The sequence below is a fragment of the Streptomyces sp. NPDC003011 genome, assembly GCF_053591515.1.
The window spans coordinates 1-26324 of the sequence record NZ_JBSFTY010000031.1 but is presented as its reverse complement, the minus strand read 5'-3'; the positions used below and the strand labels follow the sequence as shown (position 1 = coordinate 26324).

Genomic DNA, 26324 nt, shown 5'->3' with positions numbered 1-26324 from the left:
GCGGAGGCCCATAAGCACCTCAGTTGGACACCTCAGCGCCCGCCGGGCCAGGTCTCGGCACCAGCGGCCGGTGCTCGTCCCCCGCCGGCGCGGGTCGTCGTCCACCGGTTGGTCTGAACAACGCCCGCTCTCCCACCGCGTCCGGTCCCGGCCCCGGTCTGTGACGGACGATCCGGTCTGCCGTTCGTGGGCACGGAGTTACCGCTCCGCGCCCACGAGGCCCGCTACAGCGCGCGTTCCAGTCGCTCCGCCACCAGCTTCACGAACCCGCCCGGGTCCTTGGGGCGGCCGCCCTCGGCCAGCACCGCCAAGCCGTGGAGCAGTTCGGCGGTCCCCACCAGGCCCGTGTGGTCCTCGCTCTGCTTGTACGCCTGGTTGAGGCCCTTCACCAGCAGGTGGTCGGGGTTGAGTTCGAGGATGCGCTTGGTCTGCGGAACCTCCTGCCCCATCGCGCGGTACATGTTCTCCAGCGCGGGCGTGAGGTCGTGGTCGTCGGAGACCACACAGGCCGGGGAGACCGTGAGCCGGGACGACAGCCGCACGTCCTTCACGTCCTCTTCCAGCTGTTCCTTCATCCAGCCGAGCAGTCCGGCGTACTCCTCGTTCTGCTGCTCCCGTGCCTCCTCCCCGCTGTCGCCGTCCTCGGCCCCGAGATCGGCCTGGCCCTTGGCGACCGACCGCAGCCGCCTGCCCTGGAACTCGCCGACGGCATCGGCCCACACCTCGTCGACGGGGTCGCTCAGCAGCAGGACCTCGATGCCCCGGGCCCGGAACGCCTCCAGGTGCGGAGAGCTCTCCACGGCCTGACGAGACTCGCCCGTCAAGAAGTAGATGGTGTCCTGGCCGTCCTTCATACGCTCCACGTACTGCTGGAGCGATGTCAGCTCGTCGTCGTGAGTACTCGCGAAGGCCGCGACGTCGAGGATGGCCTCCCGGTTGTCGGCGTCGGTGACGAGTCCCTCCTTGAGGACCGCTCCGAACTCCCGCCAGAAAGCGGCGTACCGCTGTGCGTCGCCCGCCCTCATGCTCTTGAGGGAGGACAGGACCTTCTTCGTCAGCCGCCGCTGGATCATCCGGATGTGCCGGTCCTGCTGGAGGATCTCGCGGGAGACGTTGAGCGAGAGGTCCTGGGCGTCGACGACGCCCTTGACGAAGCGCAGGTACGGCGGCAGCAGCGCCTCGCAGTCGTCCATGATCAGGACACGCTTGACGTAGAGCTGAAGGCCGCGCCGGTGGCCCTCGGTGAACAGGTCGTGCGGGGCGTGCTCCGGAAGGAAGAGCAGGGCCTGGTACTCGAACGTGCCCTCGGCCTGGAGGCGGATGGTCTCCATCGGAGCACGCCAGTCGTGGCTGATGTGCTTGTACAGCTCGTGGTACTCCTCGTCGGAGACCTCCTGGCGCGAGCGCGCCCACAGCGCCTTCATCGAGTTCAGCGTCTCGGGCTCGGGCTCGGGCTCGGAGTCGCCCTCGGCCGTGTCCGGGAGCATCCGGATCGGCCAGGTGATGAAGTCGGAGTACCGCTTGACGATCTCCCTGATCGTCCAGGGGGAGGTGTAGTCGTGGAGCTGGTTGTCGGGGTCGGCCGGCTTGAGGTGGAGCGTGACGGCGGTGCCCTGCGGGGCGTCCTCGACTGTTTCCAGGGTGTACGTGCCCTCGCCGCGTGAACTCCAGCGGGTGCCCTGGGTCTCGCCGGCCCGGCGGGTCACCAGCGTCATCTCGTCGGCGACCATGAAGCCGGAGTAGAAGCCGACGCCGAACTGACCGATCAGTCCCTCGGCTCCGGCCCCGTCCTTCGCGTCGCGCAGCTCCCGCAGGAACTCGGCCGTGCCCGAGTTGGCGATGGTGCCGATCAGCCGCCCGACCTCCTCGTAGGACATCCCGATGCCGTTGTCCCGCACCGTGAGCGTACGGGCGTCCTTGTCCACCTCGATCCCGATGTGCAGGTCGGAAGTGTCGGCGTCGAGCGTGTCGTCGCGCAGCGCCTCAAGACGCAGCTTGTCCAGCGCGTCGGAGGCGTTGGAGACGAGCTCGCGCAGGAAGACGTCCTTGTTCGAGTAGACGGAGTGGATCATCAACTGCAGCAGCTGACGGGCCTGCACCTGGAACTCAAACGTTTCGGCCGGCATGGTCGGCGTTCACCTCACAAATCCCATGGTCGCCGGATCTGGCGACAGTCACTGTAAAACACGAAGTCAGCACGCGTGGCCACTTCTTCGCCGGTCGCCGAGCCGGTCCTGGCGGAAGCTCCCCGTTCGGATCCTGACCTGGGCGCGCCGGCAGGGAGTTCTCCCCCTGTCCCCTCCGGGTGACGGCCCCGGGCCGGACGAGTCCCCAGCGCTTCAGGGCAGATCCAGGTCGGTGATCACCAGATGATGATCCGAGTACGAGGTGTGTTGCACGCGCTGCGTGAGCGGACCGATGCCTCGCAGGAAGACGTAGTCGAACTTGCTGTGCCAATCGGTGGTCGTCTCGCACGCGCCGGTGGACGAGGGATGGCACTGGGGGTCTGCGTCCGCGGCCAGTGCCCACATCGGGGTGAGTTCGACAGTGCCCGGCACGGCGTTGAAGTCGCCGAGAACGATCGCGCGATCGTGCCGGGCGACTTCTGCGGCGAGCACCCTGGTCTGGCCGGCTCGGACTGCTTCCTGCCGTCGTTCGGCAAGGTGTGTGTTGAAGACCCGGACGGACTGGCCACCCACCATGGTGGTGACCGCCATGTACCCACGGTCTTCGGATCCGCCGTCGGGATATTCCACGGTGACGCGGTCTGTCATCGGTGCCGCCGAGAGGACCGCCTGCCCATAGCCCCCCGGCTTCCACGGTGCTCCCCCGCAGCGGTTCCAGTTCCGTAGCACGGTTCCGTACTCGACGTGGTAGACCAGTCCGTAGAGGCTTCTCAGGTAACCCCGGATCCTCTCGACGTCACGCACACACGCTTCCTGCACTCCGACGACCTGGGGCGCGTTTCTGGCGATCTCCGTCGCCCGGTCCACGTGGCTTTCGTCGCAGGGATTGCAGATGTTCCACGTCATGACCCGGTTCGGTACGACTTCCCTGACGGATTCGGCGTGCAGCGACCTGACGAAGAGGGCACCGCTCGACGCACTGGGGCCGATGAGCACCATGCAGGCCACGGCCATGGCACCGCCGAGCAACCGCGTGCCCCTTGTGAGCACCATCGCCTCCCGGATGTAGACACACGTGGCATCTGAGGTCTCCCTGCACGAGGTTATGGGACGCGGCTGCCGGCGACAGCTGTTTTTGATCTTTCACCAGACACCACCTCAGGTTGCACGACGGCGGAGACCGGCCGTCGGGAACCGAGCATGTCGTCCGGCTCAGTACCTGTCGTCGAACGGCGGCGGCGGCAACAGCAACAGCAACGGACGTTCTTGCATCAACGCCGTAAGCGCCTGAGCGACCCACGGAACGTCGATCAGGCCGGCCGCCTCGCAGGCCCGCCGGGCGGCCGGCGCCGCGCAACCTCTCACTGCGCAGTCGTCCGCCCCGCTCTCCCTGCTCGCGGTGCGGTCGCCGCTCCTCTGCGGCCCGTGCCTGCGCCTTGCGGGCCAGACGTTCGGTGGAAGGGCCGAACAGCAGGGTGATCGCGCCGGCGGACCGTACGTCTGTGGGTGGGCATGGAGCCGTCGTCGGTCAGGCAGCGCTTGAAGACCCCGCGGCGATCGTCGTCATCGAGCAAGCCCCGTGAGCCGGGCGCGCACGCTGCCGAAGGTGCGCGGGGCGGTCGCCCTCCGAGGGTGGCCGACCGCTCGCTCGCCGGGCGGGTCTCAGCAGAGCGGCCAATTACGCAGCGCGGCGTCGGCCATCTCCTGGAGTTCGTCGCGGCCGACACCGACCGTGTGATCACGGTCGGGTGACGGCCGCCGTACGACCGGTGCGGAGCCGGTGGCGGGGGGACCGGGCCGCGGGTTACCTCGTCCTGGTCCTCAACTGCTCCAGTGCGGGGATGAGCGTACGGAGGTCGTCGCCGTCCACGGCGGTGTCCGCGAGGACGCGGACATCGTCCGGGGCGTTGAAGGCGACGCTGATGCCCACCGCGTCGAAGAGCGGTCCGTCGGCGGGGCATGCGCCGACGGCGGCGCAGCCGGTGAGGGGGACACCGAGTTCGTCGGCCCGTCGGACCGCGAATCTCCGCTGGTCGGAGGCGTCCGTCGGGCGGGTCGTGCGGCCGGTGAAGTGGCCCCCACTGGTCTCCAGCGGCCGGCCCGAGTACGAGTGGAAGCCGAACCGGTCGGCCAGCCGGGCCACGATCGGCGTCCAGGTGAGGGACAGGGCGACCGGCACCAGTGCGTTGCGCCGGCACCAGTCGACGGTCTCCTGGACGCCGGGGCGCAGCGCAAGCCCTTCCAGTTCGGCGTGCAGCACGCTCTCGGACACTCCGGCCCAGCGGTCGGCGTCGGGACCCGTGTCGTCCGGCTCGGCGGTGCTCTCGGACGCGCACAGTCCGAGGCGCTCCTCGACGAGGCGGGTGAGGCTGCGCCCTTCACCCAGGACGCAGTCGACGGAGAAGAAGACGACGCCTACGTGATCTGACATGAACACAGTTCAACTATGCCATCGTCGGCTCCTCTTCCGCGCACATGTGCACGATCGCTCCGCAAAGCGTGCACGCGATGCATAAGCGCGCTCTCGGCGTCCTGGGAGTCCCGAGCGACGGCCATGTCCCGGTGGAGGTCGTGGTCGCTGCCGACCGGGACGGCGACCAGGGCGGCGACCAGGCCGGCGCCGGTGATGGCCTCGGGCCTCGGTCAGCGACGGGGCGTTGGCCATCAGCACCTCGTGCCCGGCTGCCGTCAGGCCCGGGCCAGCGGCGCCATCGTGCAGACGTGCGACTTCTCCGGCAGGCCGACGAACAGGGCACGCATGGGTTTCTCTCCTCGTCGAGGCCGCGGGGGCGGTGCGTGACGGACCTCAGACCGCCGCTTCCCGGTCCCCCCGCACGGACATGGCACTGAGCGGGCACGCATCGGCCGCCTCGCGCACCGCGGCGTGCTGGTCGCTTCCGGGCCGGTCGACCAGCACCCGCGGGCGTGAGCTTCACCGAGGCGTCGTGCCCCGGCCCGAGGCGCGCGTACGGTCACCGGCTGCGCGCGCGGCCGGTCAAAGGGGATGTGGTCCGCGAGGTGAGCCCCTCCGGTGCGGTGCGCCGGGAGACTCCCCTGCTGAGGATCCCCCGACCTGCCGGTGCCCACCGTGCACATCGCTCGGACGCCGGAGGAGGAGGACGGAGGCCGAGGCCGCATGGGCGGGCGGCCGGGGCAGCGTCAGCCGGGAAGAAGGGCGGGATGGATTCCGTCGGACGGGAAGTGGGCAGTCTGGGGATCGGCCAGACTGGTCTGGGCCAAAATGGCGGGCAGCGGGCAGCGGTTCAGGGCGTCAGGCGGAACCGTCGGGCGTACACCCGCGGCGGTCGGCCACGGTGGCTGGCTGCTGGCTCTGCCTCGCAACGCCGGGAGAGAGGGACACGGTCATGATCACCGCCTCGGAGGGTCACAGCCGTCCCGGGTCCGGCACCGGTGCTCCGCCCCCGGCTGTCGTGGAGCGGGAACGGGAGCTCGCCCTCTTCGGTGAGCTGGCCCGGCGCACCGCCGCCGGACGGTCCGGTCTCGTCGTCCTGGAGGGTCCGGTCGGCATCGGGAAGACGGCCCTGCTGCGGGAGCTGATCACCGAAGCGCGCGCCCTGGACCTGTGCGTCCTGCACGCGGAGGCCGCCGACGGACACCGGTTGCCGCTCAGTACCGCGCACACCCTGCTGTCCGGTCTCCCGGACAGCGATCACACCCAACCGCCCACGGCGCCCGGGGCGTTCGCGGCACACGGGCTCGCCGACAGACGGCCCCCCGCACCGCTGTGCTGCGACAACGATGCCACGGAGGTCTCGTTCGGTGTGCTGACGCGGCTGCACGACGTCATCAGGCGAGCCGCCGCACGCACTCCCCTGCTGATCGCCGTGGACGACACGCATGAGGCCGATCCCGCCTCCCAACGCCTGCTGGCACACACCGCGCGACGCCTGGCCGGCCTGCCCGTGCTGCTCGCGCTCGTGTCCCGCACCGGTTCCGACGCGCCGTCCCTCGCCGAGATCACCACCCTGGCGTCCTGCCGGGTGCTGCGGCCCCGCCCGCTCACCGGCGCGGGCATCGTCCAGCTCGCCCGCCGTCTCACCGGCACCGAGCCCGACGAGACGTTCCAGCGGGCGTGCCTGGCGGCCACCCACGGCAATCCGCTGCTGGCGACCAGGCTCATCCGGACGCTGTACACGGAGGACCTGCCCCTGACAGGCGCCGAGCTGAGCGCGGTCAACGAGCAGGACATGCAGGCCTTCGGTGCCCGTGTGGTGCGCCTGCTGCACCGTCAGGCGCCGGCGACGGTGGACGCGGCTCGTGCCATGGCGGTGCTGGGCGACGGGACCGCCCACGAGCTGTGCGCGCGGCTGGCCCTGGCGGACGCCACCTCCTTCGACCGGTCCCTGTCGGTGCTGGGCGCCCTCGGACTCGTCAACAGCGGTTCGGCAGACGGAACATGGGCCTTCACGCACACGCTGGTGCGCCGCGCCGTGCTCGACGACCTGCCGGACGACGAACGTGCCGCCACGCACGGCCGGGCTGCCCGTCTGCTGCACGACATCGGCGCCGGCGCCGCGGACGTCGCCGGGCACCTGTGCCGGTCCGCCGCCACGGCGACCCAGCCGTGGGCCACGACCGTGCTGCGGGAAGCGGCCCGGGAGGCGATGGTGTACGGCTCGCCGGGCCGGGCGATGGAACTGCTGCGGCCCTGCGTCCCGGACGGTGCCGCCGACGACTGCGACCCAGGGCTGCTGATCGAACTGGGCACGGCCGAAGCACGGTTGGACCCGGCGGCCAGTGTCCGGCACCTGACGGCGGCCCTCGACCGGACGACCTCCCCGGACCTGCGGTTCACGGCCCTCAGCGCCCTCGCCGACGCGCTGACCCGCCAGGGCCGCGTGGACCGCGCCGTCGAACTCCTGGAGCTGTGCCGGGCGGACCCGGCCGCCCTGCCTTCCGGTGCCGAGAGCACCCGACTGCTGGAAGCGCGGCTGCTGATGGCGTCCACGGTCGACCGGGCCGCCTACACGCGGCTGCTCGGCACGGTGCCCCTCGACCTCGGGCTGCCGGGCGACACCGCCCAGGAGCGGGCGCTGCTGGCCGCCCGGGCCGTCATCGCGGTGTCCCGGATGGACCAGGTGGCCGAGTCGGTCGCGGCGGCCCGCAGGATCACCGGGCGGGGCGGACCCACCGCGGACGACCCCGCCTTCCTCGGCGTCGCCGCCTCGGTCCTGCTCTACGCCGACCTGCCGCACGAGGCGCAGGAGGTCTACCGTCAGCTCATCGACGGCACCGACCCGCTGCTCGACCAGACGTATGCCAGCCTGCTCGCGCTCAGCGCCGAGTCCCACGGACGGCTCGGCGCCCTCGACAGCGCGCTGCGCCACACCGCCGACGCGCTGCGCCACACCACCGTGGCCCGCGCCACCCCGCAGGAGGCGCTCCCGCTGGCCGTGCGGCTGCACACACTCCTGGACCGCGGCCAACTGCCACAGGCCGCCGAGCTGTGCGAGCGGGTGCCCGACCCGGCCCGGAGCGAGGCCTGGCAGTGGAACGAGGTGCTGTGCGCCCGCGGCCGGCTCCGGCTGGCGCAGAAGGACGCCGTGCGCGCGCTGGCCGACCTGCGGGAGTGCGGACGCCGGCAGGCGGCCTGGCAGCGCACCAACCCGGCCGTCTCGCCCTGGTGGTACTGGGCCGGCCGGACGCATCTCGCGCTGGACGACCGCCACGCGGCCCGTGCGCTCGCCGAACAGGCCGTCGAGGGGGCCCGGTCGGCACACCTGCCGCTCGCGCTGGGCGCCGGACTGGAGTTGTGGGCCGCGACGGTGGACGGCGACGAACGTGCGAAGCTGCTGGAGGAGGCCGAGCACGTGCTCGGCGAGACGAGGGCGGCCCTGCTGACGGCACGGGTGAAGGTCGCCCGAGGCCGCGCCCTGCACGCCCTCGGTCACCCCAAGGCCGCGCGGGAGGTGCTGCGGCAGGGGTGGGAGGAGTCGTACGCGCTCGGCGCCCGCTCCCTGCACGAGCGCGCCCACCGGGCGCTGCTGGCCACCGGTGCCCGTCCGCGCCGGCCCGTGTCGCGAGGGCTCGGCGCCCTCACCCGCAGCGAGGCGCAGGTGGCCCGGCTGGCCGCGGACGGGCGTTCCAACGCGTGGATCGCGGAAAGCCTGTTCGTCACCCAGCGGACCGTGGAGGTTCATCTGACCTCCGTGTACCGCAAGCTCGGCCTGGCCGGCAGGCGGCAGCTGCGCGACGCGCTGGAGCCGGCGGGCCCCCAGGGCGGAACCCGGCAGGTGTGATCCGACGGCTCGGGCCCGCGCTGATCTTTCACCTTCCCGCGGCGCCCGGCCGGGCTTTCGCCGTCCAGCCGCCCTTGCCGCCGCGCACGTTGCTGTGATCTGCTCGCCTCGAGCTTCCAGGCAGCAATGACCGAGCTTCAGGACTTCCCTTGCGTCAGCGATTCCGCGGACTCGGCACCCGTCGGGCCTCGGCGTTCCGGGCGCGGGTGCGACCAGCCCCCGCGCAGGGTCCGGCACTGTGCGTACCAGGGCCCCGGCGGTCCCGCGACACCGCCGGCACGCTGCGCCACGCTCACGGAGTCCCGTCCGGCCGCACGCGGGGCGGTGGCCGGCGGCCCGTGTCATTGAAGGAGAACCACGGCCTTGTTGCTGGAGAGCGAGTCCCAGCTGACGCAGGCGACGTCGGCACTGCGCCGCGCCGCGCAGGGAGAGGGCTGCCTCCTGGTCGTCCGGGGACCGCTCGGAGCCGGCCGGTCGACCTTCCTGGAGACGGTGGCGGCGCTCGCGGACGCTGAGGGTTTCCTGACGCTGCGGGCGCAGGCGGCCGCCGCCGAGGAGAAGTTCACGCTCGGGGTCGTGCGGCAGCTCGCGGACTCGGTCCTCCTGACCGCACCGGACGACGACAGCGGACGCTGGCTGCGGGATGCGGCGGCCGCGGCGGGCACCGCGGAACCGCACGTCGCCGGACCCGTCCCCCCGTGGTCCACGGTCGCCCCTCACCAGGCACCCCGCTGGCTGACCGCTCTCCTCGAGTCCATGGCGTCGGACCGGCCGGTCATGGTGATGGTGGACGACCTCCAGTGGTCGGACAGCGAGTCCCTGCTGGCGCTGCTGCCGTCCCTCACGCGGCGAAGACAGAACCGGATCATGTTCGTCCTGTCCGTCCTGCCCGGCGACGTACGCGGCACCCGCGATCAGGTCCGACAGCTGCTGGAGCCGGCGGACCGTGCCGTGGAGCTGACCCTGCTCAGCCGCAACGGTGTGCGCCGGCTGGTGGAGGAAGCCTGTGGCACACCGCCCCACGGCAGCTTCATCGACACCCTCCTGCAACGCTCCGGCGGCAATCCCCTGCTGGTGAAGGCCCTGGTGGACGAGGCCCAGTACCAGCGGCTCCAGCCCACCGAGGCCAACTGCGCGGCAGCGGCCACCTTCCGTCCGGAACGGGCCCGCCGGCGTCTCGCCGCCTTCCTGCGGTCGCAGCCGGACCACGTCCGGCGCGTCGCCTACGCGCTGACCGTGCTCGATGACGCCGCCGACCCCCAACTGGTGGCCCGCCTGGCGGAGATCGACGACGACCGGCGTGCGGAGGCCGTCGACGTCCTGCGCCTGACCGGACTCGTGGCACGGCACTCCGGCTTCCTCATCCCCGGGACGCTGCTGCGTGACCTGCTGGAGGAGAGCATGTCCGCTGCCGAGCGCACCGCCATGCGCAGCGTGGCGGCCGAAGTCCTGCACCGCACCGGTCATCCGGCCGAACTGGCCGCGGAACAGCTCATGTCGGTCATCACCCTGCACGGCCCGCAGGCCGTGGAGATCCTGCGGACCGCCGCGGACAGCGCGCTGCGCCGCGGCTCGCCCCGGGACGCCGCCCGCTACCTGCGGCGCGCGCTGCTCGACACCTCCCCCACCGGCCGCGATCGCGCCCGCCTGCTGATCGATTTGGCGACCGCCGAGCGCAGTTTCGCCTCCGCCGCCTCCCTGCGCCACGTCGCTGAGGCCGTACCGCTGCTGGAGTCGGTACGGGAACGCGCCGACGCCGTGACACGGCTGGGTCCTCTCCTGATGGACCCGGCCGCGTTCCGCATCGACTCCGTGCGGCGTGCGGTGGCCGAGGAACTGGGCCGGCCCGCTCCGGACGACTGGATCGAACGGGAACTCGCGCTGCGTCTGGAAGCCCGGGAGCACGTGCTGTCGGCGCAGGATCCCGCGCACGTGAAGCGCGCTCTGCATCGCTTCCGGGCACTGGGTCCCTCCCCCTCCCTGCGCACCACCGGGGAACGTGAACTGGTGACGTCCCTCATGCACATCGCGTTCGTCGCCAACGCCGCTTCCGCCGGGGAACTGTCGCTGCTGTGCACCCGGCTGCTGGAACACGAGTCGCCCGCCCCCGAGCACGTCCACAGCACCACGCCACTGGCCGTCAACATCCTCGCCGGCGCCGGCCGGACGGAAGGCGCCGCCGGCTGGCTGCGCGAGGCGCACCGGCTAGCCCAGCGCACGGGCGGTGAGGTGGAGCAGGCCGTCATCCGCGCGGAGCAGGCCCTGGTCGCCCTCGCCGACGGGCAACTCGCCTACGCCCGGCAGAAGGTGGTCCAGGCCGACGCCCTGGCCGGGCCCGACACCGGCGGACTGCCGACCGTCTGTGCCGCCGTCCTGGCCGTCGTGGCCCTCCACACCGAGGAGCCCCAGCTCGCGGAAGAGATCCTCACCCAGCACCGGCTGCACACCGAGAACCAGCATCTGGCGGCGCTGCTGCATCTGGCACGGGGCACGCTCGCGGCCGGACGCGGCGAAACCCGTACCGCGCTCGTCCACTTCCAGACCGCGGGCCGGCGTGCGGAACGCATCGGCTGGCACAACCCGGTCGCGGTCCCCTGGTCCTCCTGCGCCGCCCTGATGCATCACCGTCTCGGCGAGCACGAGGAGGCGGTGGCGGCGGCCCTCATGGAAGTCCAGCGCTCACGCGCCTGGGGCGCTCCCGTCCGGCTGGGTCGTGCGCTGGTGGCCCTCGGGAGGGTGTCCTCGGGACGAGAGGGCGTGGCGGTGCTGGAGGAAGCCGTCGAAGTGCTGGAGAACGGCACCAACCCACACGAGCTGTGCCAGGCGCTGTACGCCCTCGGCACCCACTCCCGAACGGACCGCAGACGGCGCTCCGCCGCACTCAAACGGGCACACGAGCTGGCGGTGGACCAGGGAGCCGACGCGCTGGCGGAGAAAATCATGCGGAAGAGGGACGAGCGCACAAGCCGGACTTCCCCGGCCACCGGCCGGCTCACCCCGTCCGAGCGGAAAGTGGCGCACCTGGCGGCCGCCGGTTTCAGCAATTCCGAGATATCAGCCCAGCTGGGAACGTCCTCTCGTATGGTCGAAAAACATCTGACCAACTCGTACCGAAAACTCGGAATCGCAGGCCGCCCTGATCTCGCCCAAGCACTTGAGGAACGCCGCGAAACGCCGTCCGCGTGACCCACGCCACTTCCGTCTTTCCCACTGCGCCGGTCCGGAAGTCGCCATTCCTCCCGAGGATTCGGGCAGCAAACGGGCAGCCATTGCAACCGAACGGTCACGCGGGCTCGACAATCCTCCGGACGATCCTGCCGACACGTGCGCCGCAGCGGCTGCGGAGAGGGTCCCCCGGGGCAGCCGAACCTTGATGCTCGGCGACGATTGTGCTGATCAGGCGGGTGGGAGTACGTCGGGGAGGCTCCCCGGGGACTGCGCCGCACCGCACCACCGAACCACCGAACCACAGTGTTTTCCGTCCACGCAAAAGTTTGCTTGACCGGCCTGTAGGTGGATTCCTAGGCTCTCCCGCAGTTGATCAGAGAATGGCTCGACGGGTCATCGACCGGGATCCGGCCGAGTTCGCATCACCTGTGATCAGATGCGCTCCCAGGTGGTGCGTGCATCCCCCACATCTGAACGCAGAAAGACGGTGCGTCGCAGTGACCACGCACGTAGTGAGTGCCCCCAAGAACAGAGACAGGACGTCCGTACCGCATCAAGCTGTCGCTCTCCGAAATACCCAGGAGTCCCGGGCTCTTGCGCTGAGCAACCGCCGCCTTTACACAGCCCACATAGATCCCGAAATGCACATCGTGGCCGCGGAGCCCGACTTCTCGCGTCAGTTCGGCCGCACCTCGGCCGACACCTGCGGCCGCAACCTGTACGAACTCCTGCATCCCTCCGCCCCCTCGGTGCTGAACCGCCACTTCGTCCGGCTCGCCGAAGGCCGCTCCCACCGCTTCGCCGAGCGCATGGTCGGCCTCGGCGACGCGGGCCGGGTCTTCTCCGGCGAACTGACCGGCATCGCCGTGCAGAACACCACCGGGATCCTGGCCGGCATCGTCGTGCAGGTACGACCCGACACGGAGGCGGACAGCACGGACGTCAAGGACGTGGCCGGCCACCCGCGGGAGCGGCTGCTCAGCAAACTCGACGCTCAGGTCCTGGAAGGGATCGCAGCGGGAGCGTCGACCGTGCAGCTCGCCGCCAGGCTCTACTTGAGCCGTCAGGGCGTCGACTACCACGTCGGTCTCATGCTGCGGAAGCTCAAGGCCCCCAACCGAGCCGCGCTGGTGGCCCGCGCTCATTCCATGGGCATGCTGACGGTGGGCCAGTGGCCGCCTCGCGTCCTGCCGGAGTTCATCAAGTAAGTTCCGCCGAGGGCCGGTAGGGCGTGTCCGCGGGCCGAGCCGGGCCGGTCCCCTGCGACGGCGCGGACCGGGCCGGACCGGGCCGGACGGGGCCTGGCTTTGGCCCGCACCGAACACATGTCGGCGGCCGTACCACCCCTACGGGTACGGCCGCCGGCATGTGTGCCCGGGGGCGATCGTCCACCGCCCCCGGTGCCGGCCGCCTGCTACTCAAGACCACGGCCGATGAGGTCGCACAGCTCGTCGTCGCTCGCGCCTTCCAGAGGGTCGTTGAGCGAGACACCGCCCGTGTCGGCGTCGTCCGGTCAGGCGCTGCTGGTGTCACCGTACGGCGTGCTGGCCGCGCTGTCCTTGGGGTTCGAGCACGCTTACGCGTCGGCCTGCACGGTGTGTGGCGGGAGCGGGCCCGGCCACCGTGACACGGGCGTGCGGAGGTGGTCGCGGCGATGGGGCTGGTCGATGCCGTGCACGCCACGGCGCGACGCGTTCCGGTCGACGGATCAAAGGGCCAAGGAGGCCTGAAATTCAGGGGAATTCCTCGAATCCGATCATGTTAATTTGAGATCATGACGGCCAACGTAGCTAAGGCGAAGACTCGCACGTTCACACAGAAGGCACGGCGGGCACAGATAGTCCAGGCGGCTATCGAGACTCTCGCCGAAAGCGGCTACGCGAAGGCGTCGTTCACCAGGATCTCGCAACAGGCGGAACTCAGCAGTACGGGGATGATCTCCTACCACTTCTCCGGAAAGCCGGAGCTGTTCGCGGAGGTGGCCGACACCATCATCGGCCAGGCGGGGGCATTCACGGCCGCCCGCATCGCCGACGAGCCGACCCATCGCGGCAGGCTGAGCGCGTACATCACGGCCTGCTTCGACTTCATCGCCCGGCACCCCCTTCAGGCGCGGGCGCTCATGGAGATCGTCCGCATGGTCCGGGACGGGCAGATCACCGGGCTGGACGATGTCAGGGACGGCGTCACGTCGGTGGACACGCTCGTCGAGCTGCTGGAACAGGGGCGTGCCGCGGGCGAGTTCGGCGCTTTCGACTGCCTCACCATGGCCCTGGCCGTACGCGGCGCCATGGACAACGTCCTGCGCCACCACATGTGCAGCCCGCCGGAGCAACTCCAGTACGCGACACAGGAGTTAATCGCGATGTTCGACCGTTGCACCCGGCCCACGTGAGCACCGGTCATCACGCCTCCCACACCCCGCTCCGGCCCTCACGGCCTCCCCCGCCGACCCTCCGCCCGAGTCACCCGAGTCGCCTGAGCAGCCCGAGCCGTCCGGCCCGCCCGAGCCGTCGGGAGCCGGGGAGAACCCCTCCGGAGAGGCTGTGGCGGATCTGGCGCGGGCTGACGGTCCTGTGGGGCGTGGGTCTGCTGTGCGACGCACCGCTGCGTCTGATTCCACCCAGGTGGTGCTGTACCGGACGCGCGAACGCGGGCCGGAACCGCGGGGCCCCGGCCCCGCGAGCGGCCTGGAACGTCGGCGGGTTCTCGTGCGCCCGAGCGGTGCCGCGGGTCAGGCGCTCGCGTGGCGGCGTACGGCTGTCCTGCGCGGAGCCGCATGGTGAACGACCCGGTCGGCGCCGTCCGACCGGTGATGGCGCAGCCACAGGGATGTCGCGGACAGCAGGCCGGTGAAGACGACCAGCAGGAGCAGGGGTACCCACATCTGCCGGCCCCCGGGATCCCGCCAGCCTCCCCAGGCGGCGGTCGCCGCCCAGAGGAGGGCACCCAGCGCGTAGAAGGTTCGGATCCGGCGCATCTGCCGCACGGCCCGCAGGAGCTTGGGGTGATCGTTCTTCGGTGCCATGCCGGCCCGTGTACCCCCGATCCCTCCTCCCGATCAGCCGGACGGGAACTTTCGACCGGAGCCGGACAGGGATGTGACCGGAGCCGGACGGGGACCTGTCGGAGCGGGCCGTGGACGAGCCGTGCCCCGCCCGGTCGTCGGAGCCGACCTGTCTCAGGCCGGCGCGTCCTTGGGGGCCGTCGTCCCGTAGGGCCCTTCCGTCGCCTTGTACCGCTGCATGGCGGTCAACCGGACGACGAAGTACGCGGCGGCAGCGGCGGCGGCGATGTGCAGCGCGTCGGCTGCCATGTACTTGGTCGGGTGCCAGGAGGCCGGTGGCGCGCCGCATGCGGAAGAACCGGACGACGAAGACGATCGCGCAGGGCAGGAGCACGACGCCCTGGTACCGCCCGGCCTGCTCGTACAGCGAGTGGGCGGCGTCCAGGTCGGACTGCGGGACCGCGACGAAGCCGTCGTCCGACGCCGTCAGTTCACGCAGTCGCACCCCGGCGAAGAGCGCGAACAGATCGCTCAGGAAGTCCGCGGAAGGACACGCGGCTGAGGCACGATACGCCGCCGCCAAGCATCCCGTCCATGACGATTTCGCAGGTGAGCGGCGTACGCGTGCCCGCCGCGCGGACCGCGTCACGTGGCCCGCGGGCCCGGCCCGGCACCGGGCGGCCGGCTCCGCCCGTCGGCGCGCCGGGCCGGCCGCGCGCCCCAGCCGGGTGGCCCGGTGCGCGGCCGGAGTCCTCAGGTGACCGGGCCCGCGGCCGGCGGCGCCGGGTCGTAGGCGTCCTCGTGTGCGATGTCCCGCAGGCGCAGCGCGGCCGTGAGCAGGTCCTGGTGGCTGGTGTAGAGGGCGTTGACGCCGAAGCGCAGCAGGTCGGGCGCGCGCATGTCGGCGATCACGCCGCGCTGGGCGAGGGCGACGGTCAGTCCGTGGGCGTGGGCGTGGCGCAGGGTGACCTGGCTGCCGCGGCGGCCGGGCTCGGCCGGTGTGACGGGGGTGAAGCCCGCAGGCGTCAGGAGTTCCTCCGCGCAGCGCAGGAAGAAGCCCGTCAGCGACAGGCTCTTGCCGCGGACCTGGGCCATGTCGACGCCGTCGAAGGCGGTGAGGGCCGCTTCCAGGGCGAGCAGGGACAGGATCGGCGGGGTGCCGATGCGGGCGCGCGCGATGCCCGGAGCCGGCGTGTAGTCCTGGCCCAGGCCGAACGGGTCGGCGTGACCGGTCCAGCCGGGCAGCGGCGTCTTGAGCGACGCGTGGTGACGGCGTGCCACGTACAGGAAGGCGGGGGCGCCGGGACCGCCGGAGAGGAACTTGTAGCCGCAGCCGACGGCCAGGTCCACGCCGAGGGTGTCGACGTCGAGGGGCAGCGCTCCGGCCGCGTGGCAGAGGTCCCACAGCGCGAGAGCGCCGGCCTCGTGCGCGGCCCGCGTCAGCTCCCGCATGTCGTACAGCTCGCCGGTGCGGAAGTCGACGGGCGAGTAGCTGACGACCGCGACCCGGTCGCCCTCGGTTGCGAGGAACTCCGGCAAGTCGGCCGGGGGGACTTGGCGGACTTCGAGACCCTGGCGGCGGGCGACCGCGTCCGCCAGGTAGCGGTCGGTCGGGAAGTGGCCGGGGTCGGTGACCAGCACGGGCCGCTCCGGGCGGAGCGCGACCGCGGCCTCCAGCGCCGTGAACAGCTGCACGCTGGTCGAGTCGCCCGCGACCGTCTGCCCCGGCGCGGCCCCGATGAGCGCGCCGATGGCGTCGCCGACCCGCAGGGGCGCCTCCCACCAGCCGTTGGCGTTCCAGGAGCCGATCAGGTCGGTGCCCCAGTGGCGCGTCACCACGTCGGACAGGACCGGCGGCACGGCGGCGGGCAGCGGGCCGAGCGAGTTGCCGTCGAGGTAGACGACGTCCGGCGGGAGCAGGAACCGCTCGCGGAGCGGGGCCAGGGGGTCGTCGGCGTCGAGCTGTGCGGCCCGCTCGCGCAGGGCGGTCGGTGCCGGGAGTGCGGTGGTCATCGGTGTGCGGCCTCCTCGGCCGTTCGGCCGGACCGCCCAGTGCCGGGAGCGGCCGACATCTCCCGCAGGGTCTCGGCGACCGCACGGGCGCCGGGTGCTCCCGGTTCGATGAGGGTGTAGTGGCCGGTGCCGGGCAGGACGACGGTCCTGAGGTCGTGGTGGACGGCCGCGTAGTCGCTGAACTGCGTGAGCGGTACCTCCTCGTCGACGGCCCCGTGCAGCAGCACCGTGGGCACCCCGGTCGTGCCGGCCTCGCGCAGCAGGGTCAGCGGGTCGACCTCGGGCAGCCGCCGGTCGAACGCGTCCTTTCCGCCCAGGAGTTGCAGGGCGGCGCCGTCGCTGAGGTCGTCCCGCCGGGTGGCGGCGAGGTCGGTGATCGGTGCGAGGGCGAGCACGCTCGTCGGCAGGGTGCGCGTGTGCCAGCGCGAGCCCGGGGGCAGCAGTCCGCGGGCGGCGCACCACAGGGCCAGGTGGCCGCCGGAGCAGTGGCCCGCCAGGACGTAGGGCCGTCCCTGCGGCAGGGTGTCCACGATCCGGGCGACGTCGTCGAAGGTCTCGGGGTAGCCGCCCGCGCCGCCGGAGCGGCGGAAGCCGGGGAGCAGGACGTCGAACCCCTGCTGGGAGAGGTAGGCCGCGAAGGGGGTCAGGTGCATCCGGTCGTAGCGCCAGTAGCCGCCGTGCAGCAGGATCACCAGCGGCGCGTCGGGGTCGTCGGACGGCCAGGCGTCGTAGGACTGGTGCGGGTGGTCCCCGTAGCGGCCGTGCGCCGGCGCCAGCACCGGCTTCAGGCTCAGGACCCGCTTCTCCTCCTCGGCCGCGAAGGCGGAGATGACCCTAGACGTCACCGCGCACCTCCCACAGTTCGGGGAAGACCGGGCGGGCGGCGCGCTTCTCCAGCCAGGCGAGCCCCGCGGAGCCCGCGCTGCCCGGCTTGGAGCCCATGGCGCGGCGCACCACCAGGACGTGCTCGAACCGCCAGCGGGTGACCAGTTCGGCGATGTCGGTGAGCAGTTCGCCCAGGGCGAGGTGGGGGTGGTGCTGCGGACCGGCGTAGATGTGCCGCCACATCTCGACCACCCCGGGGTCGGAGGTGTACGGGCTGGTGACATCGCGTTCGCGGACGCTTCGCGGCACGGGCAGGCCCTGCCGGTGCAGGAACGCCAGCACCTCGTCGTACAGGGACGGTTCGCGGCAGGTCTCCGCGAGCGCCTCGTGGACGGCCGGGTCGCCGCGGTGGGCGCGCAGCATCCCGGCGGACTTGTCACCGAGGAGGAACTCCATGTGCCGGTACATCGCCGACTGGAAGCCCGACGCCTGGCCGAACGCGGCCCGGAATCCGTTGAACTGGGCGGGGGTCAGCGCGGCGATGGGCGCCCAGGCTCCGTTGAGCGCGGTCAGCGCCCGGCGGCTGCGCACCAGCGCGTCCATCGCCGCGCCCAGGTCGTCCTTGGCGAAGGCCACGCGTGCCGTGCGCCACTCGTACACGATCAGCGTGAACCACAGTTCCATCACCTGGGTGGTGACGAGGAAGCCCATCTCGTCCGGGGCTTCGGTGAGCGGGTTCTGCAGCGAGTTGAGGACGGACGCGTGGACGTACGTGTCGTAGGGGCTCGCGCCCGGGAAGGGCCGGGTCAGGGAGTCGTCCGTCATCGGCTCGGCGAGCGCGGACGTGCTGTTGTTCATCGCAACTCCTAGGGGGGCGGCCGGCGTACGGCCGGGTAGACGAACGGCCGGCGAGCCGTTCGCCCGCGTGGGGGCAGGGTGCCGGGCCGTGGTGTCACACGCCGAGGTGGACACCGCCGGAGGCGTCTATCCACTGACCGGTCACCCAGCGGGCGTCGTCGCTCGCGACGAAGGAGACGACGTCGGCGATGTCCGCCGGGGCGCCGAGCCGGCTGAACACGGAGGCCTCGGAGTACCTGCGGCGGACCTCCGGGATGCTGAGGGTGGGGTTGATCTCCGTCTCGGTGTAGCCGGGCGCCACGGCGTTCACCGTGATGCCCCGCGGGCCCAGTTCCTGGGCCAGGGAGAGGGTGAGGTAGTCGAGGGCGGCCTTGGTCATGGTGTACGAGACGATCGCCGGGAAGGCGACGCGGGTCGCCACGGAGGAGATGTTCACGATCCTGCCGCCGTCGCGCAGCCGGTCCAGGCCGCGCTGGATGATGAAGAACGGCGCCTTGGTGTTGATCGCGAAGACCCGGTCGAAGTCGGCCTCGGTCACCTGGGCGAGGGGGCGCGGAACGGTGATGCCGGCGTTGTTGACGAGGATGTCCAGTCCGGCCGGCGCGTCCTGCCCGGCCAGGGCCTGGTCGAAGGCCGACCACAGGGTGTCGGCGTCGCCGGGCACTCCGAGTTCGGCATGGACGGGGAAGGCACGGCCACCGTCGGCCTCGATCTCCTTGACCGTCCGTTCGGCGGCGGCCGGGTCGTGGCCGTAGTGGACGGCGACCAGCGCGCCCTCACGGGCGAGACGGTGGCTGACGGCTCTGCCGATGCCCCGGCTGCCTCCGGTGACCAGGGCGGTCTTCCCCTCGTGGCGGGCGGTGGTGGTCAACGCGGTACTCCTTCGTTCGGTGGTGGGACGGCGGCGTCGCGGCCGGCGGTCAGGCGTCGAAGTCGAGGGTGACCTCGGGGGTGTTCGGTCGTGCCCGGCACACGAGCGTGTAGCCGGCGGCGCGGTCGCCCTCGTCCAGGGCGTACTGGCCCTGCGCTGTCACCCGGCCGGACAGGACTTTCGCGCGGCAGCTGCCGCACACCCCCTCGCGGCAGGCGTACGGCACGTCGGGGTGCGCCCGCAGCAGCGCGTCGAGGATCGCCGAGTCCTGGGGCAGGACGGTGGCGGCGCTGTGGCGGCCGTCGAGGAGGGCGGTGACGCGGGTCTCTCCCACGCCCGGGACCGGTTCGGCCGTGCGGACCGGTTCGGCGGTCCCCGGCGTCCCCGGCGGTGTCCCCGGCATCCCCGGCGTCCCCGACGGTGTCCCGGCCACCGTGAACAACTCCCAGCGGACCAGGGCCGGATCGGCGCCCCGGTCCGTCAGGGCCTGCCGTGCGGTGTCGACCAGGCCGGGCGGACCGCACAGGGCGAACGTGGTGTCAGGGCCGGGGCGGGCGTCCACCGCGGCGAGCAGACGGGGCAGGCTTTTGGCGTCGAGCCGCCCGCTGAACGGGCCGTCACCCTGGCCGCGGTCCTCACGGGTCAGGACGTACAGGACGGTGAACCGGTCGAGGAACGCGTCCTTGAGCTCGGCGAGTTCGTCGGCCAGCAGGGCGTCCGCGGCGGTGGGGACCGAGTGGACGAGGGAGACGCGGCAGGCCGGGTCCCGGCGCAGCGCGTGGGCGGCCATGGCGGCCAGCGGGGTGATGCCGGAGCCGCCCGCGAGGAGGACGTGGTGGGCGCCGGGCAGGTCCGGCAGGGCGAAGGCGCCCGTGGGCGGGGAGAGTTCGAGGCGGTCACCGGGCGCGAGGCGGCCGGTGGCGTGGGCGCCGAAGCCGTCGGGCCCGCCCCGTTTGATCACCAGGCGGAGCGCCTCGGGGTCGTGCGGCGGCGGGCAGACCGAATAGCTGCGGCGCAGTTCTCCGTCGGCGTGGTGATGCCGGACGACGACGTGCTGGCCGGGCCGGTGGGCGAAGACCTCGCGCAGGGCGGCGGGCACGTCCAGGGCGACGGCCACGGCGTCGTCGGTCAGGCGCCGCACCTCGGTGACCTCCAGGCGGTGCCAGCCGGTGCGCGGGCGTGTGCCGAGGTCCCGGTCGACGAGCACCTCACGGAGAGCGGTGGGCGGGGTGGCGGTGTTCACGGTCTGCCTCACAGCGCGGTCAGGTGGGGGAAGGGCTCGCGGCACACCGTGCACCACAGCACCGACTGGCAGCGGGACGGTCCGAAGGGGCTGTGCGGCCGGGTGGCCCGCGAACCGCAGTGCGGGCAGGGCACCCCGCCCAGTTCGACGGGGACCGGTCCCGCGGGGGCCGGGGACACGGGCGGGGCGATGCCGTTGGCGGCGAGCTTGCGGCGTCCGTCGGGGGTGATGCGGTCCGTCGTCCAGGGCGGGGACAGGACCTGCCGTACGCGGCCGTCGGGGTGACCGCACGCGGTCAGGACCTCCCGCACCGCCGAGGTGATCGCGGGCAGTGCGGGGCAGCCCAGATAGGTGGGGGTGATCTCCACCTCCAGGACGCCGTCGGCGCCCGGGGCGACCGAGCCCACCACACCGAGGTCACCGAGGCCGATCAGCGGCAGTTCCGGGTCCGGGATCGCCTCCACCCGCTCGCGCACCTCGTGGACGGGGCGGGGGGCCGTGGCCGGTGCCGGGCCGTTCACCAGGTGCCTCCGGGGAACTGCCGGTGCACCGACTGGAGTTCGGCGATCAGCGGGCCGAACTGCTCGGTGTGCAGGCCGGAACGGCCGCCCCTGGCCGTCCAGGAGGGCGTGGGCAGGGTGAGCCCCGCGTCGGTGACGACGTCGGTGACGCGCTGTTCCCACTCCGCGCGCAGGGATGCCGGTGAGGAAACCGTGCCGGAGACGACCAGCCGCCGCACCACGTCGTCCTCGTCGAAGAGTTCGCCGGTGTAGGGCCATACCCGCTCCAGGCCCCGCCGCATGCGGCGGGTGCTCTCCGGGGTGCCGCGTCCCAGCCGCCGGGTCCAGCGGTCCGCGTGCAGCCGGTGGAAGGCGACCTCCTTGGCGGCGCGGGCCCCGAAGGCGGCCAGTTCGGCGTCGGCGCAGCCCGCCAGCGCCTCGTAGTGGAGGACCGCGTAGTGCGTGTAGGCCAGTTGCCGGGCCACGGTCACCGCGAAGTCCTCGTTGGGCAGCTCGGTGAGCAGGGCGTTGGTGAACTGGCGGTCCGAGCGGGTGAAGGCGAGGTCGTCCTCGGTCCGGCCGGTCCCGTCGAGCTGTCCGCTGCGGGTGAGCAGGGCGCGGGCGTGACCGATCAGGTCCAGGGCGATGTTGGACAGCGCCAGGTCCTCCTCGATGGTCGGCGCGCGCGTGATCCACTGACACAGGCGCTGCCCGAGGACGAGGGCGTCGTCGCCGAGGCGCAGCAGATGCGCGGCGAGATCGGCATCGGCCCGGGTGCCGGCAGCGCAGGAGGAGCCGTCGGCCGTGGTCGCCTCCGGAGCCGCGCCGGACGCGGTCGCGTCCGCCAGGGTGTCACTCGGCGTGGTCACCATCGGGCCCTTTCTCGGTCAGCGGCGCGAAGTGCTCGGGATACCGGTACGGCTTGTGCCGGGCACCGGCGAAGTACGGGTCGCGCTCGTCCGGGGAGGCCGTGTGCACGGCGTCCGAGCGGACCACCCACAGCGACAGCGGATCGCCGCGGCGCGCGTACAGGTCACGGGCCAGCGCCAGCGCCGCGTCCGGGTCGGCCGCGCGCACCGACCCCGCGTGCTGGTGGGCCAGGCCCCGGCGGGCCCGCAGAAAGACCTCCCAGGACGCCGGTGCGCCCTCCCGGTCGCGGCTCATGCGTGCTCCTCCGTCCGCTGCGGGGCGGTCACGCCGGACCGCGCGCCGTCCGTGCCGCCGCTCTCCGTGCGCTCCCCGGCGGCCGCTCCGGCCGGCGGGGCGCCCGCGTCCGCACGGGCGGCGTACGCGGCGGCCGCCTCCCGCACCCAGGCGCCGTCGTCGTGCGCGGCCCGGCGGTGCGTGATCCGCTGCCGCGCCCAGTGCGTGTCGTCGCCCAGCGCCTCGCGGTAGGTGTCCCAGTCGACGGGGGTGAAGTCGTAGTGGCCGCGCTCCTCGTTCCAGCGGATCGCCGGGTCGGGCAGCGTCAGGCCGAGGCGTTCGGCCTGCGGGACGCAACTGTCGACGAAGCGCTGGCGCAGCTCGTCGTTGGTGTGGCGTTTGATGCCCCAGGCCATCGCGCGGCGGGAGACCGCGGCGCCCAGCGCGGCCGTCCGCGCGTCGGCGCCACCCGCCTCGGTGTCGGGCGGCCCGAACATCAGCGCCACGGCCGGCAGCCACCAGCGGTTCACCGCGTCCTGCGCCATCTCCCTCTGCTCCGGCGTCCCCTCGCACAGCGCGCGCATCAGGTCGTAGCCCTGCCGCACGTGGAAGGCCTCCTCCTGGCAGACGCGGCGCATCGCCCGGGCGTACGGTCCGTAGGAGGTGCGGCACAGGGGTGCCTGGTTGATGACGGCGGCGCCGTCCGTCAGCCACGCGATGGTCCCGGTGTCCGCCCAGGTGAGCGCGGGGTGGTTGAACGTGGCCGAGGCGCGCTGCTGGCCCCGGTGCAGGGCGTCCAGCAGGTCGGCGCGGTCCACGCCCAGCGTCTCGGCCGCCGAGTACAGGTACAGGCCGTGGCCGGCCTCGTCCTGGACCTTGGCGATGAGGACCGACTTGCGGTGCAGGGACGGGGCCCGGGTGAGCCAGGCGCCCTCCGGCTGCATGCCGATGATCTCGGAGTGGGCGTGCTGGGCGATCTGGCGGATCAGCATGCGGCGGTATCCGTCGGGCATCCAGTCACGCGGTTCGACCGTCTCGCCCTCGGCGATGAGCGCGTCGAAGTGCGCGAGCAACTCGTCCTGGTCCGCAGGCGCGGCAGTCTGGCCCGCGGGGGTGGCCGCCCGGTCCGCTGGCGCGGCTGCCCGGTTCGCTGGCGCGGCCACCTGCTGTGCGGGCGCGGCAGCGGTGGCGTGCGCGTTCACGCGGCACCGCCCGTACGCACGCCGTACGCCGCGCTGACGCGGCGCACCGGGCGCCTTCCCGCAGTCCGGACCGGTACCGGCTGCCTGGGCACTCGCATCACTCCTTCTCCCTCGTGCCGGAACACGTTGCCTCCATGCCGGAACACGTCTCTTCGCTGCGGTAAGAGGCCGGACACGGGCCCCCGCTATCCCTGCCGCAGGCCGTTCGGGCACGTGACAAAGCTCACGAGCCGGTCCGGGGAGTGCGACCGGCCGATGCCGCCTCTTGAGGGAGTGACAGTCGAGATCCACCCGGCGGCCGGCACGCCGAGACGGAAGGGGAAACCATGAGCGCCATCAGGGAGTTGCTGGTCGAACTCACCGGCACGATCGAGTACGCGGACCAGGTGGGCGACGACGTCGACCTCGCCGCCAGCGGCATCGACTCCGGGGACCTGGTGCGTCTCGTCCTGCTCGTCGAGCAGCGGCTCGGCGTGGAGATCACCGCGGAGGACATGGAGAAGCTGCACACGATCGCCGACTACGAGCGCTTCGTCGCCGAGCACTCGGTAGCCGGTGCCACCGGCGGTGCGTGATGTGGCTGACACAGCTGCTGGAGCGCAACCGCCAGTGCTTCCCCGACCGGACGGCGCTGGTGGACGAGCAACGCAGCGTCACCTGGGCCGAGTTCCACGACCGTACGGCCGAACTGGCGCGCGGGCTGGCCGAACTGGGCATCGCACGCGGTGACCGGGTCGCCGTGCTCTCCAAGGACCGCATCGAGGTCCTGGAGAGCTACTTCGCGCTCGCCCGGCTCGGCGCGCTGTTCGTGCCGCTGAACCACAGCCTGGCGGTGCCCGAGGTCACCGGCATCGTCGAACGCGTCGGGGCGGTGGCCGTCCTCGGCGAGTCGGAGCTGCTGGACCGGCACACCGAGCTGCCGCGGTCGGTGCGGATCCGGATGGCCTTCGACAAGCCCGCCTTCGAGGCGCTGGGCACCCTGGCCGCCGAGCGGGACCTGCCCGTCGTGGCCGACACCGACCCGATCGCCGTGCTGCACACCTCGGCGACCACCGGACAGGCCAAGGGCGTCACCGTCGACAGCGGATCGTTCCGGGCCATCGCCCTGGGCTGGCTGGTCATGGCGCGGCCCACCGACGACCTCGTCATGGTCAACTGCTGCCCGCTCTACCACGGCAGCATGGTCGTGTCCCTGACCTACATGGCGGCCGGCGCCACGGTGGTGCTGATGCCCGGCTTCACTCCGCAGCGGGCGCTCGCCGCGGTGGAACGGCACCGTGCCACCCACATCTGGATGGTGCCGCAGATGCTGCGCTTCATGCTGCAGGCCAAGGCGTCCCACAGCACCGACCTGTCCTCGCTGCGGGAGATCCTGTACGGCGCCGCTCCGATGCCGCTCGACGTGTACGCCGACGCCGTCCGGCGGCTCGGCTGCGGCTTCCGTCAGGTGTACGGCATGACCGAGGTCGGCGGCCCGTTCGTCACCCTCGGCCCCGACGAGCACCCCGCCCCCGGGGACGTCACCGCCCGCATCCCGTGCGGCAGGGTCGTCCCTGGCATGTCCGCCCGCGCGGTGGACGAGGGCGGCCGGGAACTGCCGCGCGGCGAGATCGGCGAGATCATCGTGCGCGGGCCGGGACTCATGCAGGGCTACTGGAACGACCCGGAGGCCACCCGCGAGATCACCCTCGACGGCTGGATCAGGACCGGCGACCTCGGCTTCGTGGACGAACAGGGCCGCATCAGCCTCGTGGACCGCACGAAGGACGTCATCATCCGCGCGGGCCAGAACGTCTACCCGTCGGAGATCGAGCGCGCGCTGATGACGCACCCGGCGGTGCGGGACACCGCGGTCGTCGGGATGCCCGACGAGGACTACGGCGAGGTTCCCCTGGCGTACGTCGTCCTGGAGCCGGACGCGGACGCGGGCCCGGCGGAGCTGCTGGCGCACGTCGGGGGACTGCTCGCGCCGTACAAGCGCCCGCGGCGCGTGGAGTTCATCGAGCAGGTGCCGCGCAATCCCGCAGGGAAGATCATCAAGAAGCTGCTGCGGGTGTGAGGGCGCGTGCGGGCGTCCGGGGCGGGGCGCTGTGACCGGCCGTCCCGCGAAGACCGGTCCGGCCGGGGTGGGTGGCGTTTCCGCACCTGCCCCGGCCGGCCGGGTTCCTGCTTCGGGTTCCGGCTGCGAGTTCCTGCTGTGGGTTCCTGCTTCTGCCGTGGCAGGTGACCGTCCGGCGCCGGCCGTGTCCGGTCCTCGCCCGGCGGCCGACGGTGAGGCGTCGTACCGACACGCCTCCCATGGAAGTCACGGGCGCTCAGACGTCCCGCTGGCCGGCCTCGGCCGGCCCGCCGATGGGAGCGCGCCCGACCTCGCGGCAGTCCGCGTGCCGGACATCGGCACGCTCGTCCGGCTGCGCCCGCTCCTGGCCGCCGCCGGACTCGGCCTGGGCGTCGCCTCCGTCTCGGAGCCGCGTCTGGCCCCCGCGGGGCCGTCCGAGGCGGCCGCGGCCGCCTCCATGCCGCCACGGCGCCGCCTGGAGTTCCTGGCCGGCCGGCAGGCCGCCCGCCGGGCCCTGCGCGCGGTGGGACTGGACTGCGGCGAGATTCCCCGCTCGGGACGGCTGCCGGTCTTTCCGCCCGGGCGGGCGGCATCGATCTCGCACAGCGCCGGAATCGCCGTCGCCGTGGCCCGCCCACCGGGCCGGGACGCACCACTCGGCTGCGACCTGGAGCTGCGGCCCCTCACCCACCGCGCCGCCCGCCTGGTGCTGCGCGAGGACGAGGAGCACCTGCTGGTCACCGGGTCCCGGCCGGCGGACGCGGCATGGTCGGTGACGGAACTGTTCTCGGCCAAGGAAGCCGCGTACAAGGCCCTGCACCGGCCCGGGACGGGTGGCCGTGCCGCCAGGTATTCGGCGACCCTGCGGGACCTGCGCGCGGACCCGTCCGGGGACGACCTGCGCATCGGCCTCCGCGCCAGACCGGCCTCCGCGGTACGGGTTCGGGTGGTGCCCCTGGGAACGGGCGTGCTCAGCTACGTCCTGGACCGGGCCGACGCCGGGACCTGACCACACGTTTCCGGCCCCCGGCGCTGTACGCCGGGGTCCA

Annotated in this window: 21 protein-coding genes; 7 read left to right on the top strand and 14 right to left on the bottom strand. The window is 72.5% G+C overall.

The annotated features are described in order from the left end of the window. Positions 1-224 precede the first annotated feature (224 nt). The 3 genes from htpG to ACWD0J_RS17570 form a co-directional block, all read right to left on the bottom strand. The gene (htpG, locus tag ACWD0J_RS17580; protein ID WP_451496700.1) at positions 225-2126 is read right to left on the bottom strand and encodes a molecular chaperone HtpG; all 1902 of its coding nucleotides are present in this window, start codon (positions 2124-2126) and stop codon (positions 225-227) included. Positions 2127-2339: 213 nt separating this feature from the next. Next, positions 2340-3179, bottom strand: coding sequence for an endonuclease/exonuclease/phosphatase family protein (locus tag ACWD0J_RS17575; protein ID WP_451496699.1), 840 nt, complete (start codon positions 3177-3179; stop codon positions 2340-2342). Between the two features lie 751 nt (positions 3180-3930). Beyond that, positions 3931-4557 carry an HAD family hydrolase gene (locus tag ACWD0J_RS17570; protein ID WP_451496698.1) on the bottom strand — a complete coding sequence of 209 codons (627 nt, stop codon included), beginning with the start codon at positions 4555-4557 and terminating at the stop codon, positions 3931-3933. Between the two features lie 934 nt (positions 4558-5491). On the opposite strand from ACWD0J_RS17570, the gene ACWD0J_RS17565 reads away from it, so the two are divergent. From ACWD0J_RS17565 to ACWD0J_RS17550, 4 genes are all read left to right on the top strand, one after another. Then, a complete protein-coding gene (locus tag ACWD0J_RS17565; RefSeq protein WP_451496697.1) occupies positions 5492-8386 on the top strand; it encodes an ATP-binding protein in 2895 nt (964 codons plus the stop codon). Between the two features lie 363 nt (positions 8387-8749). Next, complete coding sequence (locus tag ACWD0J_RS17560) at positions 8750-11572, top strand: AAA family ATPase (RefSeq protein WP_451496696.1); 2823 nt, start codon at positions 8750-8752, stop codon at positions 11570-11572. Positions 11573-12051: 479 nt separating this feature from the next. Further along, complete coding sequence (locus ACWD0J_RS17555) at positions 12052-12762, top strand: LuxR C-terminal-related transcriptional regulator (RefSeq protein ID WP_451496695.1); 711 nt, start codon at positions 12052-12054, stop codon at positions 12760-12762. 566 nt (positions 12763-13328) lie between these two features. After that, the gene (locus ACWD0J_RS17550; RefSeq protein ID WP_451496694.1) at positions 13329-13949 is read left to right on the top strand and encodes a TetR/AcrR family transcriptional regulator; all 621 of its coding nucleotides are present in this window, start codon (positions 13329-13331) and stop codon (positions 13947-13949) included. A gap of 339 nt (positions 13950-14288) precedes the next feature. On the opposite strand, the gene ACWD0J_RS17545 is transcribed toward ACWD0J_RS17550, so the two are convergent. The 11 genes from ACWD0J_RS17545 to paaA form a co-directional block, all read right to left on the bottom strand. Then, positions 14289-14582, bottom strand: coding sequence for a hypothetical protein (locus ACWD0J_RS17545; RefSeq protein ID WP_451496693.1), 294 nt, complete (start codon positions 14580-14582; stop codon positions 14289-14291). 153 nt (positions 14583-14735) lie between these two features. Next, on the bottom strand, positions 14736-14870 hold the full coding sequence (locus ACWD0J_RS17540; RefSeq protein ID WP_451496692.1) for a hypothetical protein: 135 nt from the start codon (positions 14868-14870) through the stop codon (positions 14736-14738). 444 nt (positions 14871-15314) lie between these two features. Further along, positions 15315-16574 (bottom strand): kynureninase, encoded by a 1260-nt coding sequence (gene kynU, locus ACWD0J_RS17535; RefSeq protein WP_451496691.1) that lies wholly within the window; start codon positions 16572-16574, stop codon positions 15315-15317. Then, positions 16571-17419, bottom strand: a complete 849-nt coding sequence (locus ACWD0J_RS17530) for an alpha/beta hydrolase family protein (protein WP_451496690.1) — start codon at positions 17417-17419, stop codon at positions 16571-16573. The genes kynU and ACWD0J_RS17530 overlap by 4 nt, the downstream gene beginning before the upstream one ends. Then, the gene (locus tag ACWD0J_RS17525; RefSeq protein ID WP_451496689.1) at positions 17409-18257 is read right to left on the bottom strand and encodes a tryptophan 2,3-dioxygenase; all 849 of its coding nucleotides are present in this window, start codon (positions 18255-18257) and stop codon (positions 17409-17411) included. Before ACWD0J_RS17525 ends, ACWD0J_RS17530 begins: the two co-directional genes overlap by 11 nt. A 94-nt stretch (positions 18258-18351) precedes the next feature. Next, complete coding sequence (locus ACWD0J_RS17520; RefSeq protein ID WP_451496688.1) at positions 18352-19128, bottom strand: SDR family oxidoreductase; 777 nt, start codon at positions 19126-19128, stop codon at positions 18352-18354. A gap of 49 nt (positions 19129-19177) precedes the next feature. Then, positions 19178-20371: a 2Fe-2S iron-sulfur cluster-binding protein gene (locus ACWD0J_RS17515; RefSeq protein ID WP_451496687.1), complete on the bottom strand. Its 1194-nt coding sequence runs from the start codon at positions 20369-20371 to the stop codon at positions 19178-19180. A gap of 8 nt (positions 20372-20379) precedes the next feature. Continuing rightward, a complete protein-coding gene (gene paaD, locus ACWD0J_RS17510; protein ID WP_451496686.1) occupies positions 20380-20892 on the bottom strand; it encodes a 1,2-phenylacetyl-CoA epoxidase subunit PaaD in 513 nt (170 codons plus the stop codon). Continuing rightward, on the bottom strand, positions 20889-21743 hold the full coding sequence (gene paaC, locus ACWD0J_RS17505) for a 1,2-phenylacetyl-CoA epoxidase subunit PaaC (RefSeq protein WP_451496685.1): 855 nt from the start codon (positions 21741-21743) through the stop codon (positions 20889-20891). Before paaC ends, paaD begins: the two co-directional genes overlap by 4 nt. Continuing rightward, on the bottom strand, positions 21724-22035 hold the full coding sequence (locus tag ACWD0J_RS17500; protein WP_451496684.1) for a 1,2-phenylacetyl-CoA epoxidase subunit B: 312 nt from the start codon (positions 22033-22035) through the stop codon (positions 21724-21726). Before ACWD0J_RS17500 ends, paaC begins: the two co-directional genes overlap by 20 nt. Further along, positions 22032-23063 carry a 1,2-phenylacetyl-CoA epoxidase subunit PaaA gene (paaA, locus tag ACWD0J_RS17495; protein ID WP_451496755.1) on the bottom strand — a complete coding sequence of 344 codons (1032 nt, stop codon included), beginning with the start codon at positions 23061-23063 and terminating at the stop codon, positions 22032-22034. Before paaA ends, ACWD0J_RS17500 begins: the two co-directional genes overlap by 4 nt. 479 nt (positions 23064-23542) lie before the next feature. Between paaA and ACWD0J_RS17490 the strand changes: the two genes are divergently transcribed. The 3 genes from ACWD0J_RS17490 (at position 23543) to ACWD0J_RS17480 (ending at position 26284) form a co-directional block, all read left to right on the top strand. Continuing rightward, positions 23543-23791, top strand: coding sequence for an acyl carrier protein (locus ACWD0J_RS17490; protein WP_451496683.1), 249 nt, complete (start codon positions 23543-23545; stop codon positions 23789-23791). Continuing rightward, positions 23791-25275: a class I adenylate-forming enzyme family protein gene (locus tag ACWD0J_RS17485; protein WP_451496682.1), complete on the top strand. Its 1485-nt coding sequence runs from the start codon at positions 23791-23793 to the stop codon at positions 25273-25275. Before ACWD0J_RS17490 ends, ACWD0J_RS17485 begins: the two co-directional genes overlap by 1 nt. Positions 25276-25600: 325 nt before the next feature. Then, positions 25601-26284, top strand: coding sequence for a 4'-phosphopantetheinyl transferase superfamily protein (locus ACWD0J_RS17480; protein ID WP_451496681.1), 684 nt, complete (start codon positions 25601-25603; stop codon positions 26282-26284). Positions 26285-26324: the final 40 nt, after the last annotated feature.